A 14,647-nucleotide genomic window follows, 5' to 3' on the forward strand; every position below is an offset into this window, starting at 1 on the left:
GGCGCACATTTTATCTCCTACTATGATGAAAGCTAAAAGAGCTTTCATGAATTTATTCAATAGAGACTTGTCGTGGCTGATGAACAAAAATCCTTAACGGATGTTGCAAAAAATACAGGCGAACTTTTGCAAGAAGCAGGTACTAAAACCACCCAAACGGTTTTAGCACATACCGAAAAATATCATGATGCCTATACTACTATCGACAAAATCGTAGATAGTTTTTGGGAACGTGTACCTTATATCTGCATTGCGATTACCGTTTTTATTATTTTTTGGCTACTGACCAAATTATTTAAATTCTTTGTTCGTAAGACTTTAGAAAATCGCTCTTATACTCGCCAAAATTTGGTTCTTGTTTTAAACCGTGTCGGCAGTACAGCAATTTTATTCTTTGGTTTCTTAATTGCGCTTGTCATCATGATTCCAGGTTTTACCCCAGGGCAACTTATGAGCGCTTTAGGGATCGGTTCTGTCGCAATTGGTTTCGCATTTAAAGATATTTTCCAAAACCTGCTTTCAGGTATTTTGATTTTATTGAGCGAGCCATTCCGTATTGGCGATTCGATTGTAGTGAATTCACTTGAAGGGACTGTTGAAGATATTCAGATTCGTGCAACCTTCTTACGCTCACCAGACGGCCGTCGTATCGTTATTCCAAACGCAACTGTTTATACGAGTGCTTTAACGGTAAATACGGCTTACCAACAACGACGCTGTGAGTTCGTAGTCGGTATCGGTTATGACGACGATGAGCAAAAAGCGAAACAAATTATTTTAGATATTCTCAATAATGACCGAAATGTACTGAGTCAGCCTGCTTTCTCGGTTAACGTGACAGCTCTAGCAGACTTCTCGGTTAACCTTACGGTACGCTGGTGGATTAACACCACTGAGACAGATATTTCATCATCTACAAGCATTATTCAAGCCGAAGTAAAACAAGCCTTCAATGCAAATGGCATTAATATTCCTTACCCAATTCAGGAATTAAAAATGGCTGCAAATCATTTGCCATTGAATGCTGAGAACTCAGCTAAATAAACGCCCTAAAATATAAGAAATAGACGTTTCGGTTCTTAAAATACGGTTGCCTAAGCTCACAGCTTGGCAGCCGTTTTTTGTGAGTAAATCAACTTCATAGGGAATAAAGCCACCTTCGGGACCCACGACAATACTGCAAGCATGGTCAATGTTACTTGGCATACTCTGCTCGGCATAAGGGTGAGCCACATAGGCAGGAGATGTTTCTGAAATGAGGGTTGGCAAAACGTCTTCAACAAAAGGTTTAAAACGTTTATACATTTGAATTTCAGGAACGATGGTGTCACCTGCTTGTTCAAGTCCAAGCGTCACATAGTTATCTATTTGCTGTAAAAATGGAGTTTGCCAATAGCTTTTATCAACGCGATAACTATGGATCAAACTGATTCTTTCAACACCTAAAGTCACACTATCCATAATTAAACGGCGCAAAACTTTAGGTCTTGGTAAAGCCACAATTAAATGAACTGGAAGTTTTGCCGGTACTGCTTCTTCACGAATAGGGCGTATACACACTTCTTGCTCATCAATCGAAACAATTTCTGTGACATAACGCGTGCCATTACGAATACCAACTTTCAGATTTTGGCCAACCGTAATATCAAGATGTTCACGTAAATGTTGTAATTGACGCTTTGAATGAATCGACCAGATTTCTGACTGAGTATCTTCAGGTTCTAGTAAAACAATATTCATGGTTTTTCGGCCAAATACCGGTTAATCACCCCAATATGTTTTTGTAGCGAACCTTGATTACGCTGCAATACTTTATGCGCCTGTGTAACGAGCTGTTCAGTAGCTTCAGGTTCTGCCAGACAAGCCAACCAGATATCAACGACCTGCTGTGCATCTTGAGCAATCAGTACACCATTTTCATCAATGAACTCATCGACAATTGTTTGAAAGTTGAAATAACGCGGCCCCACCACTGTAGGTACATTTAAAACCATAGGTTCTAAAATATTATGTCCACCACCCGGCTCATTTAAAGAACCACCTACAAAGCACACTTGACTTAAAGCGTACCATAACCAAAGCTCACCCATGCTATCGGCCAAATAAACCTGCGTACTGGCATGAATACTTTGCCCCATACTTCTACGATGCGTAACTAAATTTAAATTTTGACAAATTTCAAATACTTCATCGAAGCGTTCAGGATGACGAGGCACAACTATGCATACCAACTCACGATTGGAATTTAAATGAGGCGCAAGTGCTTCTAAAATTTGTTGTTCTTCAGGTGCATGTGTACTGGCAATCGTCACAACCTGACGGTTTTCCAAATACCACTGCTGATGCAATTGGGCAGCTTTTTTAATAAAAGCCTCGGGCGCATGAATATCAAACTTAATATTTCCAACGACCTGACTTTTATGCTCATCTAAACCAAGCTCGACATAACGCTGACGGGTTGCACTATCTTGTGCTAATACCCAGTCGATTTGCTTTAACATACCGGCAGTTAAACTTGAGACTTTGCTATAGCCTTTTGCTGACTTTTCAGATAGGCGAGCATTAAGCAACAAACAAGGCACATGCTGTAACTTGGCTTGATCAATTAAATTGGGCCAAAGCTCAGTTTCAACTAATGCTAAAAGTCTCGGTTTGTATGATTCGAAGAATTGTTTTAAAAGCGGTTTTTGGTCTACAGGCAAATAGACTGCTTGAAATAAATCTAGATACGGTTCTTTTAAAAAAAGTGACTTGGCACGTGCCTGACCTGTTTTTGTAGTATTGGTCACTAAAACTGGCTGTCCAAGTTTGAGATAGTGCTCAATGAGTGGCTGTGCAGCATTGGTTTCCCCGACTGAAACCGCATGAAACCAGATGGCTTTTACATTCTTCGGATCTTCAAACGGCCCAAATCTTTCCAGACATTCCTGATGATATAATTCCAGACTTTCTGCACGTCTTTTTATTCGCCAGCGATAAAACGGTTTTAATAAATGGAGTGCTGTGTTGTACCAAAATGGGGTCGCCAAGCGGTTTGCCTCAAATAGTCAAAATTTAAAAACTGGGGAAAATATAACATAGATAAAAAAAATGGCAGAGTTTCGATACCTAAACTCTACCATATACAAGAAAAGTCATTGACTGAACTCACAAAAGAGCAAGTTCAGTAAAAAGAAAAACTTAATAATAAAATGATTTTATGAAGCTTCTAAAGCAGGGTAGTCTGTATAACCTTCAGCGCCTTTAGCATATAAAGTCGTTGGTTGAATTTCATTTAATGGTAGACCTTGCTCTAAACGTTGTAAAAGGTCTGGGTTCGCAATATAAGCCTTACCAAAAGATACTGCATCTGCCTGACCTTCACGTAAAATACGTTTTGCCGACTCTGGTGTCAGATTTTCATTGGCAATCCACACACCATTAAATTTTTCACGTAATTGCGAACCAATACTATCGGCAGCTTCGTATTCGCGAGAGAAAATGAAAGCTACATTACGTTGACTCAATTGTTCAACCACATAACCGAATGTCGCTAATGGATTTTCATCACCCATATCATGAGAGTCGCCACGCGGTGCAATGTGTACACCTACTCGGCCAGCGCCCCACACTTCAATAAAGGCATCAACCACTTCTAATAACAAGCGAGCACGATTTTCAACCGGACCACCATACTCATCATCACGTTGGTTGGTATTACTTTGAAGGAACTGGTCAATTAAATAACCATTTGCAGCATGCAACTCAACACCGTCAAAACCTGCTGCTTTAGCCAGTTCTGCTGAATGTTTATATTGAGCTACAACTTCTTGAATTTCTTCAATTGAAAGTGCACGCGGTTTTACAAATGGGCGTTTAGGGCGTAATAGACTCACTTCACCCGCAGGTTGAATCGCACTTGGTGCAACTGGAATATCACCATCTAAAAGTTCAGGGTCTGAAATACGGCCCACATGCCAAAGCTGAACTACAATTTTTGAACCTTGCGCATGAACTGCGTCAATAATCTTATTCCACGCTTGTGCCTGCTCTTGTGACCATAGTCCAGGGGTGTCTGCATAACCCACAGTTTTTGAACCAATCACTGTTGCTTCCGTGAGAATGAGACCAGCATTTGCACGTTGCTGATAATATTCCACCATTAAGTCGTTTGGAACACGGCTTTCGCCACTACGTGCACGTGTTAATGGGGCCATTACCAGTCGATTTTTAATTTCAAAATCACCAACTGTTAAGGGAGTATTGAGTTCAGCCATGATCGCCTCGACTTACACTTTATTGGTTTTAAAGTGTTTGTTTTAAATGTTCGATATATTGCTGAATCAAAGCTTCGTTACGTGAAAAATAAGACCATTGTCCATATTTTTGGACCTGAATGAGACCGGCCTGCTGTAATACAGACAAATGATTGGACATTGTAGACTGAGCTACTTTACCCAAACGTTCAATATGACCTGCGCAAACCCCTTTTTCAAAACTACCACCACACTCTTCTACCGGTAAATAATGCGCAGGTTCTTTTAACCATTGCAGAATCTGCCGACGCAGAGGATTGGCTAGGGCTTTGCTAATTGCATCAATATCCATAGGCTCAACACGTCTTTTAAACGAACAAAGCTTCGTTCAGCATTTCGAAAACATAATATCGCATTTTTTCGATATTCATATCCATTTTTTTCGATATTCATATCGTATTTTTCCGATTAACTTCCGATCACTGAACTGCTTTGCCGTTTTAATCGCTAAAAATTTAAGAGTTTTAAAGAACTAAAAGTTCGAAAGACTCTTATAACCCCTGCTTTAAACTCGCTTCAATGAAACGATCAAGGTCACCGTCAAGAACTGCACCAGTATTTGAATTTTCAACACCTGTACGTAAGTCCTTAATACGAGAGTCATCAAGTACATAAGAACGAATTTGGCTACCCCAACCAATATCAGACTTCGAGTCTTCAAGTGCTTGAGCAGCTTCATTACGTTTTTGCATTTCTAGTTCATACAATTTTGCACGTAACTGTTTCCATGCATGATCACGGTTCGCATGTTGTGAACGCTGGTTTTGACATGCAACCACAATACCAGATGGAATGTGCGTCAAACGAACTGCTGAATCTGTTTTGTTAATGTGCTGACCACCTGCACCAGATGCACGGTAAGTATCAGTACGAACATCCGAAGGATTAATATCGATTTCGATATTGTCATCAACTTCCGGTGAAATAAACACCGCAGAGAATGAAGTATGACGGCGGTTACCACTGTCAAATGGTGACTTACGCACTAAACGGTGTACACCAGATTCTGTACGTAACCAGCCATATGCATATTCACCTTCAACACGAATCGTTGCAGATTTGATACCTGCAACGTCACCATCAGATACTTCCATAAGTTCTGCTTTAAAACCGTGACGTTCAATCCAGCGCATATACATACGTAATAACATTGAAGCCCAATCTTGTGCTTCTGTACCACCTGAACCTGCTTGAATCTCGACATAGCAAGGATTCGGGTCCATTGGGTTGCTAAACATACGGCGGAATTCAAGTTTTGCTAATTCTTCTTCGGCAGCGCCAAGTTCAGATTGCACATCTACCAGCAAGCTTTCATCATCAGCTTCAACAGCTAAATCGAGCATTGCTTTCGCATCTTCAAGCTGTGTAGATAAGCCATCTAATACATTAATAACGTTTTCTAGTTCGCCTTTTTCTTTTGCCATTGCCTGAGCACGGTTTTGATCATTCCAGATCGCAGGGTCTTCTAACTCACGTAAAACTTCTTCTAAACGCTCTTTTTTCAGATCGTAGTCAAAGATACCCCCGTAGTGTTTGGCTACGATCAGTTAAGTCTTTCAATTGGTTTAGATAAGGATTAATTTCCACGCGAGTGTTCCCATAAAAGCAGATAAACAGTCGAATATTTTATCATAGCTATGGTTATCTTCGAACCTGCTTTAATCTTTAACTCATATTTTCAATTTAAAAAGTTTTTATTTCTTTCAGAAGATTTTAAGCTTTATTCGTAACATCCCCATACAAAATTGGGTACTTTTCCAGCATTTTTAAGTTTCTACACAAAATATCCTCAATTTTAATAAAATAAAACATTATGTGTTTATTAATTTAAATCAATAACTTAATTTAATTAAATTTACAAAAAAAGCACATGGTTACAGTACAGTTACTCGTACAAGATTGACGCTAAATGATTTTGCTCTAGACTAAAAGTTGTAACAAAACATTTATAAAATCGTTTTTAGAGGGGAGAGATTCCATGAAAAAACTAGCAATTGCATCAGCTCTTTTATCTGCGCTTGCAGTAAGTGGCGCAGCAAACGCTTACCAAGCTGAAGTTGGTGGTTCTTACACTTATCTTGATCCAGATAACGGCAGCAGCGTAAGCAAATTTGGTGTTGATGGTACATATTATTTCAACCCTGTTCAAACACGTAATGCACCGCTTGCTGAAGCAGCATTCTTAAACCGTGCAAGCAATGTTAACGCACACGTTAACTATGGCGATAACAGCGGTACTAAAGATACTCAATACGGCGTAGGTGTTGAATACTATGTTCCTAATACTGACTTCTACCTTAGCGGTGATGTAGGCAGAAATGAACGCGAAATCGACAACACAAACTACGACCAGAAAGTTACAACTTATGCGGCTGAAGTAGGTTACTTACCAGCACCTGGTTTGTTACTTGCTTTAGGTGTTAAAGGTTATGACGAAAAAGACGGTAAAGACGGTGCAGACCCTACCGTTCGTGCAAAATACGTAACTCAAGTTGGTCAACATGACGTAAACCTTGAAGCTTATGGCGCGTTTGGTGACCTTGACGAATATAAAGTTCGTGGCGACTACTACATCGATAAAACTTTAAGTTTAGGTGTGGACTACTACAACAATGACTTAACTGATAAAGACGAATGGGGCATTAATGCTAAAAAATTCTTGAATCAGCAAGTAAGTGTTGAAGGTCGTATTGGTTTCGGTGATAACGACAACACTTATGGTGTTCGTGCAGCATACCGCTTCTAATCTTACCTAGATTAAAAAATCCGCTCAATTGAGCGGATTTTTTATTGTTTTAAATGCACAATTCGCAGCTGTAACCTCACATTACCATTAAAAACATTACGGTCTATTTCATAGACTAAATGTACATGGTCACGCATAGGATCAAACTCGAAGCGGCCTGCTGCGTTAAAAGCAATTGCATCGAAACTATATTGATCTAAAGCCAATTTAAGTTTTAAGTGTGTATCTTTGAGCCAACGGAAATCGATAACTTTAAAATATCCTTCAAATTGAGGCAGTGGAAATTTTTGTCCCCACGGGCCTAACTGTTCAATCCAGTTCAAGGTATCTAACTGCAAAGCAGAAACAGGTAGCTCACCATCAGTCCATAAGGTCGCTTGAAAGATAGATTCATCCATTGAAGCCACACAGTTACTAAATACTGTTTTAAAAGCCTCAAAGTTTTCTTTACGTATCGTCAAACCTGCTGCTGCAGCATGCCCACCAAAATGGCTCACCAACTCAGGATGTTGTTCGGCAACTTGCTCAATGGTATCTCGAATGTGCACACCGTCAATTGAACGCGCAGAACCTTTAATATGAATGCCATCTTCATCAGGTGCAAAAACTATCGTTGGTCGATGGAACTGCTCTTTTAAACGCCCCGCAACAATACCAATTACACCTTGGTGCCAGTTTTCTTCAAATAGAACAAGCGCCGCAGGAATATCTTGCTGTGAAAGTTGCAAAGTATCTAAGGCCGATAAAGCTTGTTGCTTCATCTCCCCTTCAATTTGACGACGATCTATATTTAGCTGGTTTAATTGCTGAGCAATGGGGTATGCTGTTTCCATTGTCTCGGCCAATAAACACTCTATCCCAATACGCATGCTCTCCATACGCCCTGCTGCATTAATACGCGGACCAAGAACAAATCCTAAGTCTTGAGCACGTATTGAAGTAGCTTCCCGACCTGTGATATCGAGTAAGGCTAAGATTCCTACTCGACACTGATGTTGCTGAATGCGCTTTACGCCTGCATCGACCAATATACGATTGTTATAGTCTAGAACAGCCACATCGGCATAAGTGCCCAAAGCGACTAAATCTAAATATTGAGTGACTTTGCTTGTGCTTTTGCCTTGTCTACTACGTAAACTCGCCAAATTGGCAAGTACATAAAAAGCAACACCAACACCAGCAAGCGCTTTACTTGGAAACTCACATCCCAATTGATTCGGGTTCACCACCGCCTCAGCAAGTGGGGTCTCTTTGGTCGTTAGATGATGGTCGGTAATAATGACTTGCATGCCTAGAGCATGTGCTGCTTCAACACCAGCATGGCTGGAAATTCCATTATCGACTGTAATTAATAAATCAGGTTGATAAGTTTGATGTGCAAGTTCAGCAATAGCAGGAGTAAGGCCATAACCGTATTTAAATCGGTCTGGAACTAAATAGTCGACTTGTGCTCCCATATCGCGAAGCACGAGCATCATTAAAGCTGTACTAGTTGCACCATCGGCATCATAGTCCCCCACAATAACTATTTTTTTCTGCTCATCAATGGCTTGATCCATTAATGCGACAGCAGCATCCATTCCTTTGAGCTCTGGCGCAAGCAGGTTCTTAAGTTTTAGCTCTAGTTCTTGTTCAGATTGCACTCCACGTCTTGCCAAAATCTCGGCAATAAACGGAGGCACGCCCTGAAACTGTTCAGGGCGTGTCAATAAAGGTCTTTGTTTAATTTGTATTTTTGTCATTTAAGGCATCAGTCGGTGCAACGTCCATTGACCGTCGATTTTTTCATAACTCAAGCGGTCATGTAAACGATTTGGTCGCCCTTGCCAGAATTCATAATAGTCCGGTTGCAGACGATATCCGCCCCAAAACTCAGGCTTATCGAGTATTTCACGGCTTTGAATTTGTTGTTGCAAGTCTTGGAAGCGCTGTTGCAATAACTCTCGACTTTCGATCTTTCCGCTTTGAGGCGTACTAATATGAGCTGCAATCTGGCTATCACGTGGACGCTTATGGTAATAGTCGGTAGATTCCTGTTCAGGAATCTTCACAACATGCCCACCCACACGTACCTGACGCTCTAGACTTGGCCAATAAAATAACAGTTCAGCATATGGATTTTCTGCCAAATCTGCCCCTTTCTGGCTGTCATAATTGGTATAAAAATCATACCCTGCTTCTGTGGCACCACGTAATAATACAGTTCTGACATGCGGGCGACCGCTAGCACTTGCAGTTGCTAACGACATTGCATACGGTTCGTGCAAGTTCGCAGCTAAAGCATAATTAAACCAACCTAAGAATTGCTCATGTGGATTGCTAGCGACTTGCGTCTCGTACAACTCACCTTGTTCATAACTTAAGCGTAATTCGCTTAAATCTTTAATGACATCACTCATGCCATACACCTTATGCGACTTGTGCTTGTGAACGAACTGCATTTGCTAAATGTTCAGCCAAAGCATTCACTTCTTGTTCGTCATCACCTTCAACCATGACGCGAATGACTGGCTCAGTTCCTGACTTACGAATCAGGATACGACCACGACCTTTAAGCTGTGCTTCTGCTTTATCAAATTCGGTAACCAATGCAGGAATAGAATACGGATCAAGCATTTGTTCTAAACGTATATTTACCAGCACTTGTGGGAATAATTCAAAGTCCTGAACTAGTTCATGGAGCGCTTTATTCTGTTCAACCATTACAGTTAACACTTGAAGTGCTGCAATAATCGCGTCACCAGTTGTGCTCTTGTCCAAAGTTAAAATATGACCGGAAGGCTCACCACCTATCACCCAACCATTTTCTTCTAAAGCTTGCAATACATAACGGTCACCAACTTTTGCACGAACAAAGCCAACATTTGCTTTTTCAAGTGCAATTTCAAGTGCCATATTACTCATGACCGTACCAACAACCCCTACTGGCTTATTTTTCGCCTGAGTGGCTAAAATGTACAAGATATGGTCACCATCAATTAAGTGACCAAACTTATCAACCATCACAACACGGTCAGCATCACCATCAAAGGCAATACCTAAATCTGCTTCATGCTCAACCACTGCTTTTTGTAAGTGTTCTGGATGTGTTGAACCACAGTTCTCATTAATGTTTAAACCGTCTGGTTCGTTGTATAAAGCAACAACTTTAGCACCTAGTTCACGAAAAACTGAAGGGCCAACACTATAGGCTGCACCATGTGCACAGTCCAACACGATCTTTAAATTATTTAAATCGAAGTGGTAAGGGAAAGTAGATTTACAAAATTCGATATAGCGACCATTTGCATCATTTACACGAACACTTTTACCTAAATTTGCAGTGTCCTCAATGAATAAATCCTTTTCTAATTCTTTATTAATTTCTTCTTGTAATGAATCCGGTAATTTTTTACCTTCACTTGAGAAAAATTTAATCCCATTATCATAATACGGATTATGTGATGCAGAAATTACAATACCTGCATGGGCATGTAATGCACGAGTAAGATGTGCAATCGCAGGTGTCGGTAATGGACCTAATAAATGAACATATACACCAGCAGCGTTTAAGCCAGCCTGTAAAGCAGATTCCAAAATATAACCAGATAAACGAGTGTCTTTTCCTAATACAACAAGTGGTTTATTTTTTTGACTCGTTCGTTTTAATACCTTCCCTGCGGCAAATCCGAGTTTTAAAGCAAACTCTGGAGTAATAGGCATTTGCCCAAATTTTCCACGAATACCATCCGTTCCAAAATAACTCATAGCTTATCTCATTTTTACGCCACTTCGGCCGCGGCTCATTTCATATATGGCTATTTTGCCATATCTCTTTTCATTAGATTTACTTTACACCAAAAACAAAAAGCCGTCAGTGTACTGACGGCTTTCTTAGTTGATTTAGTTACTAAAATCTAACCAACACGATAGTTTGGAGCTTCTTTAGTAATCGTTACATCATGAACATGTGACTCAGACATACCCGCTGAAGTAATTTTCACAAATTTCGCATTTTGGCGAAGATCTTCAATCACAGCTGAACCTGTATAGCCCATTGATGAACGTAAACCACCCATCATTTGATGAACGATATTACCCATTGGGCCTTTATATGGAACACGACCTTCAATACCTTCTGGTACTAATTTTTCAGCACCCGCTTTTGAGTCTTGGAAGTAACGGTCAGCAGAACCAGTAGCTCCAGCCATTGCACCTAATGAACCCATACCACGATATGCTTTGTAGTAACGACCTTGGAAGAATTCAACTTCACCAGGTGCTTCTTCAGTACCAGCTAGAAGTGAGCCGACCATGATTGTGCTTGCACCAGCACCGATCGCTTTAGCCATATCACCAGAGAAACGGATACCGCCATCTGCAATTAAAGGAATTTGATCTTTTAGTGCGCTAGCAACGCTGTCAATTGCAGAAATTTGAGGCATACCAATACCTGCTACAATACGTGTAGTACAGATAGAACCAGGACCAATACCTACTTTTACAGCATCTGCGCCTGCATCTAATAATGCCAATGCAGCATCACCAGTTGCAATATTTCCACCAATCACTTGTACTTGAGGGAAGTTTTGTTTCACCCAACGTACACGTTCAATTACACCAGCAGAGTGACCATGTGCTGTATCAACAACAATAACGTCAACACCAGCTTCAACCAATGCTTCCACACGACTTGGTGTATCAGCACCAGTACCTACCGCAGCACCAACACGTAAACGACCAAGATCATCTTTACAACTGTTTGGATAACTCTCAGCTTTACGGAAGTCAGTTACCGTAATTAAGCCTTTAAGTTCATTGCTCTCGCCAACGACCAAGACTTTTTCAATACGGTGTTTTTGCAATAATGCTTGAATATTTTCTTTAGACTCGCCTTCACGTACAGTGACCAAACGATCTTGACCTGTCATGATGTTGCTAACAGGTTGTTCCAAGTTAGTTTCAAAACGCGTATCACGGCCTGTCACAATACCAACAACCTTGCCGTCTTTAACAACAGGTACACCACTAATGTTATTAGCGCTGGTAATTGCAATCAGTTCACGTACTGTAGTTTCAGGCGTTACAGTGATAGGGTCTTTCACCATACCCGCTTCGAATTTTTTCACACGGCGTACTTCTGCAGCTTGAGCAGCAATATCCATGTTTTTGTGCAAAATCCCGATACCACCATTTTGTGACATCGCAATCGCCATACGTGACTCAGTCACTGTATCCATTGCAGCTGAAACTAATGGGATATTTAAATGAATGCCGCGAGTTAAACGTGTCTTTAGAGAGACATCTTTTGGGAGAACAGTAGAGTAGGCAGGAAGTAATAAGACATCATCGAAGGTTAGCGCTTCTTGAACGATGGTCAGCATAACAATCTCACTGGTAAATTCCGTGAGCTATTATAAACAAATTTCAATGCAATTTTCATATTATCTTTGCCTTTTTCAGCAATAGATATTCACCTACTCTAAATATTTCTCACTTATTATCGTGTTAGTTCATATTTAACTCACCTGATCATAGTCATGATCATTTTCTGAATCTGCTGGGTTTACTTCAATCAGAGGAATCAACTGGTACGCCAAGCGTGCTTTGTTACACTGTTCATCAGCAACCTGCACCTCTTTACAGGTAGAACTACGGACAGCATAAATAGAGCAGCCCACCTCTTTACCAATTTCGCCCTTCAAAGCCTGACATCTTGGCTGAGCTTGATTGGTTCCACGCATACACGAATAAACGGGTGTCAAAGGTTCAACGAGATGTTCATCTATTAATTCGGCCTCAGCCCAGTAAAATGAAACTCGAAAATGTGCACAACATGCCCCACAGCGAAGGCACTCATCTGGAGTCGCAACTTGAGATAACATTTTTATTCAAATTCTCGTCATCAAAATTTTTTCTGTGACGCAAAATCCTAAAAAAAATTCAAATTGGACTCAAGATATTGAACTTAACTTTTTATGTTGGACAGCTAAAAATTTGCTCAGTCATTAAATCTACACCACATGGCAAGGTCTCAATCCAGTCTAAAAACTGCTTAATCATTTCTTTGCCAATAAATGGAGTACCATGCTGAGGCACAATCATTTCAATATCCATTTGACGAACCATGTTAACCCATAAACGAATGACTTTATTTGAGCACATATAGCGCTGATGAAAAGCCTTCATTTTCAGCACATGGGCATCAAAATCTTTGAGAGGCTGACTTGCATCTTCAACAATAGAAGCCCCCATATCGCCAGAAAATAAAATTTTGGCAACTGGATCATAAAACTGAAAATTACCCACCGAATGTAGGAAATGTGCAGGAACCATGACAAGCTTTGATTCACCTAATTGAATCACTTGACCACGATCTGGCAGCTCAATGAGACGATCTTCCCAATTACCTTTCATACGCTCACTCATAAAAGACGAGTTTAAGTGAGGTAAAAATCGTGCCCATAATTTAGAGGCAACCACCTTAGCATCGGTATAAACTAACCAACGAGGCATTGAAGTAATAATATCTGGGTCTTGATGTGAAGCAATTACATAATCCAGATTTTTAAGACGAGTATATTTATTAAGTTCCATCGTTAATGGAACGTAGGTCAAATCACCACCTGGATCGATTACAGCTGCTCGTTCATGATCAATAATTAAAAATTGATTGGCTTGTATGCCTTCCCCTTTAACCAAACTGGTAAAACTAATACATTTATGTACGCCATTATCAAATAGTATCTGCGATGTTGTTTTTTCAAACCCCATACAATTCCCCAAAAAAACTTTAAATATTAGATATTTTTATATCCCTACTAAAATAAAGGGATTCTAAAGTACTTGCAATGAATTGATTGATATTTCTCATAATATTTTAAAATTGATTTTACTTTTCTTATTCTATAAATGAATCATCAAGAAATTGCATAATCTTCTAAAACTTTCTTAAATAAATGTATTTTGAAGTTTAACTACTAAAATGACCTATAAAAAAAAGCACTCGAATTGAGTGCGTTTTTTATGGCAGCTTAAAATGTGTTAAAAGAAATAATGTTGTACTAGTGTAGAGACACCTACAATTAAGAAAATAGCAGCACCAATTTTATGAATAAGCGAGATAGGTAAACGTTCTGCCAGTTTATTACCGATAAATACAGCAGGAGCATTGGCAATCATCATACCAACTGTTGTACCTAGCATTACCCAGAAAATACTGTCATAGCGTGCAGCTAAAGCCACAGTTGCAATTTGTGTTTTATCACCAATTTCAGCTAAGAAAAATAAAATAAAGGTTGCACCAAAAACACCAAATTTTTGCCATTTATTAATACTATCAGTTTCATCATCGAGCTTATCTGGAATAAGCATCCAGAATGCCATACCAATGAAACCAACAGCGAGCACCCAAACTAAAATTTCAGGACTGAGAACGGTCGTAATCCACTGCCCAAGCACAGCAGAAATACCATGATTAATGAGTGTGGCTAAAAGAATCGCAATTAAAATAGGAATTGGCTTACGGAAACGCGCAGATAGTAGCAGAGCCAATAGTTGAGTTTTATCACCCATTTCAGCGAGGGCAACAATCGATGTAGAAATCAGAAATTCTTGCATATTAGTT

General features: G+C 39.9%; 14 protein-coding genes. 2 read left to right on the plus strand and 12 right to left on the minus strand.

What is annotated here, in order from left to right; translation table 11 throughout:
* The first annotated feature begins 72 nt into the window (after positions 1 to 72).
* Positions 73 to 1,044: a mechanosensitive ion channel family protein gene (locus B554_RS0113785; protein WP_019458517.1), complete on the plus strand. Its 972-nt coding sequence runs from the start codon at positions 73 to 75 to the stop codon at positions 1,042 to 1,044.
* Here B554_RS0113785 and B554_RS0113790 read toward each other — a convergent pair.
* From B554_RS0113790 to prfB, 5 genes are all read right to left on the minus strand, one after another.
* Positions 1,033 to 1,740: a 16S rRNA (uracil(1498)-N(3))-methyltransferase gene (locus B554_RS0113790; RefSeq protein WP_019458518.1), complete on the minus strand. Its 708-nt coding sequence runs from the start codon at positions 1,738 to 1,740 to the stop codon at positions 1,033 to 1,035. The two genes, B554_RS0113785 and B554_RS0113790, sit on opposite strands and share 12 nt — an antisense overlap.
* Positions 1,737 to 3,029 carry a 3-deoxy-D-manno-octulosonic acid transferase gene (locus tag B554_RS0113795; RefSeq protein WP_019458519.1) on the minus strand — a complete coding sequence of 431 codons (1,293 nt, stop codon included), beginning with the start codon at positions 3,027 to 3,029 and terminating at the stop codon, positions 1,737 to 1,739. The genes B554_RS0113790 and B554_RS0113795 overlap by 4 nt, the downstream gene beginning before the upstream one ends.
* A gap of 168 nt (positions 3,030 to 3,197) precedes the next feature.
* The gene (locus B554_RS0113800) at positions 3,198 to 4,256 is read right to left on the minus strand and encodes an alkene reductase (protein ID WP_019458520.1); all 1,059 of its coding nucleotides are present in this window, start codon (positions 4,254 to 4,256) and stop codon (positions 3,198 to 3,200) included.
* A 28-nt stretch (positions 4,257 to 4,284) separates the two neighbouring features.
* Positions 4,285 to 4,587 (minus strand): ArsR/SmtB family transcription factor, encoded by a 303-nt coding sequence (locus B554_RS0113805; RefSeq protein ID WP_002053977.1) that lies wholly within the window; start codon positions 4,585 to 4,587, stop codon positions 4,285 to 4,287.
* Between the two features lie 199 nt (positions 4,588 to 4,786).
* Positions 4,787 to 5,882 (minus strand): peptide chain release factor 2 gene (gene prfB / locus B554_RS0113810; protein ID WP_099143691.1). Its coding sequence is split into 2 segments (ribosomal slippage): positions 4,787 to 5,809 and positions 5,811 to 5,882, totalling 1,095 coding nucleotides; the frame shifts between segments, so codons are not numbered across the junction.
* A 391-nt stretch (positions 5,883 to 6,273) separates the two neighbouring features.
* Here prfB and B554_RS0113815 point away from each other — a divergent pair.
* The gene (locus tag B554_RS0113815; protein WP_004704957.1) at positions 6,274 to 7,041 is read left to right on the plus strand and encodes a putative porin; all 768 of its coding nucleotides are present in this window, start codon (positions 6,274 to 6,276) and stop codon (positions 7,039 to 7,041) included.
* Positions 7,042 to 7,082: 41 nt separating this feature from the next.
* Here B554_RS0113815 and recJ read toward each other — a convergent pair whose 3' ends face one another.
* The 7 genes from recJ to B554_RS0113850 form a co-directional block, all read right to left on the minus strand.
* Positions 7,083 to 8,783 carry a single-stranded-DNA-specific exonuclease RecJ gene (gene recJ / locus B554_RS0113820; RefSeq protein ID WP_019458521.1) on the minus strand — a complete coding sequence of 567 codons (1,701 nt, stop codon included), beginning with the start codon at positions 8,781 to 8,783 and terminating at the stop codon, positions 7,083 to 7,085.
* The gene (gene pdxH, locus B554_RS0113825) at positions 8,784 to 9,440 is read right to left on the minus strand and encodes a pyridoxamine 5'-phosphate oxidase (RefSeq protein ID WP_019458522.1); all 657 of its coding nucleotides are present in this window, start codon (positions 9,438 to 9,440) and stop codon (positions 8,784 to 8,786) included.
* A gap of 10 nt (positions 9,441 to 9,450) precedes the next feature.
* Positions 9,451 to 10,788 (minus strand): phosphoglucosamine mutase, encoded by a 1,338-nt coding sequence (glmM, locus tag B554_RS0113830; RefSeq protein ID WP_019458523.1) that lies wholly within the window; start codon positions 10,786 to 10,788, stop codon positions 9,451 to 9,453.
* Positions 10,789 to 10,937: 149 nt separating this feature from the next.
* Positions 10,938 to 12,404: an IMP dehydrogenase gene (guaB, locus tag B554_RS0113835; protein WP_002121951.1), complete on the minus strand. Its 1,467-nt coding sequence runs from the start codon at positions 12,402 to 12,404 to the stop codon at positions 10,938 to 10,940.
* Between the two features lie 135 nt (positions 12,405 to 12,539).
* On the minus strand, positions 12,540 to 12,905 hold the full coding sequence (locus B554_RS0113840; protein ID WP_019458524.1) for a YkgJ family cysteine cluster protein: 366 nt from the start codon (positions 12,903 to 12,905) through the stop codon (positions 12,540 to 12,542).
* A 91-nt stretch (positions 12,906 to 12,996) separates the two neighbouring features.
* Positions 12,997 to 13,794, minus strand: a complete 798-nt coding sequence (locus tag B554_RS0113845) for an MBL fold metallo-hydrolase (protein ID WP_019458525.1) — start codon at positions 13,792 to 13,794, stop codon at positions 12,997 to 12,999.
* Between the two features lie 270 nt (positions 13,795 to 14,064).
* Complete coding sequence (locus tag B554_RS0113850; RefSeq protein ID WP_004704943.1) at positions 14,065 to 14,640, minus strand: TMEM165/GDT1 family protein; 576 nt, start codon at positions 14,638 to 14,640, stop codon at positions 14,065 to 14,067.
* Positions 14,641 to 14,647: the final 7 nt, after the last annotated feature.

It is taken from the genome of Acinetobacter sp. GG2 (assembly GCF_000292385.1).
Lineage (GTDB): Bacteria > Pseudomonadota > Gammaproteobacteria > Pseudomonadales > Moraxellaceae > Acinetobacter > Acinetobacter seifertii.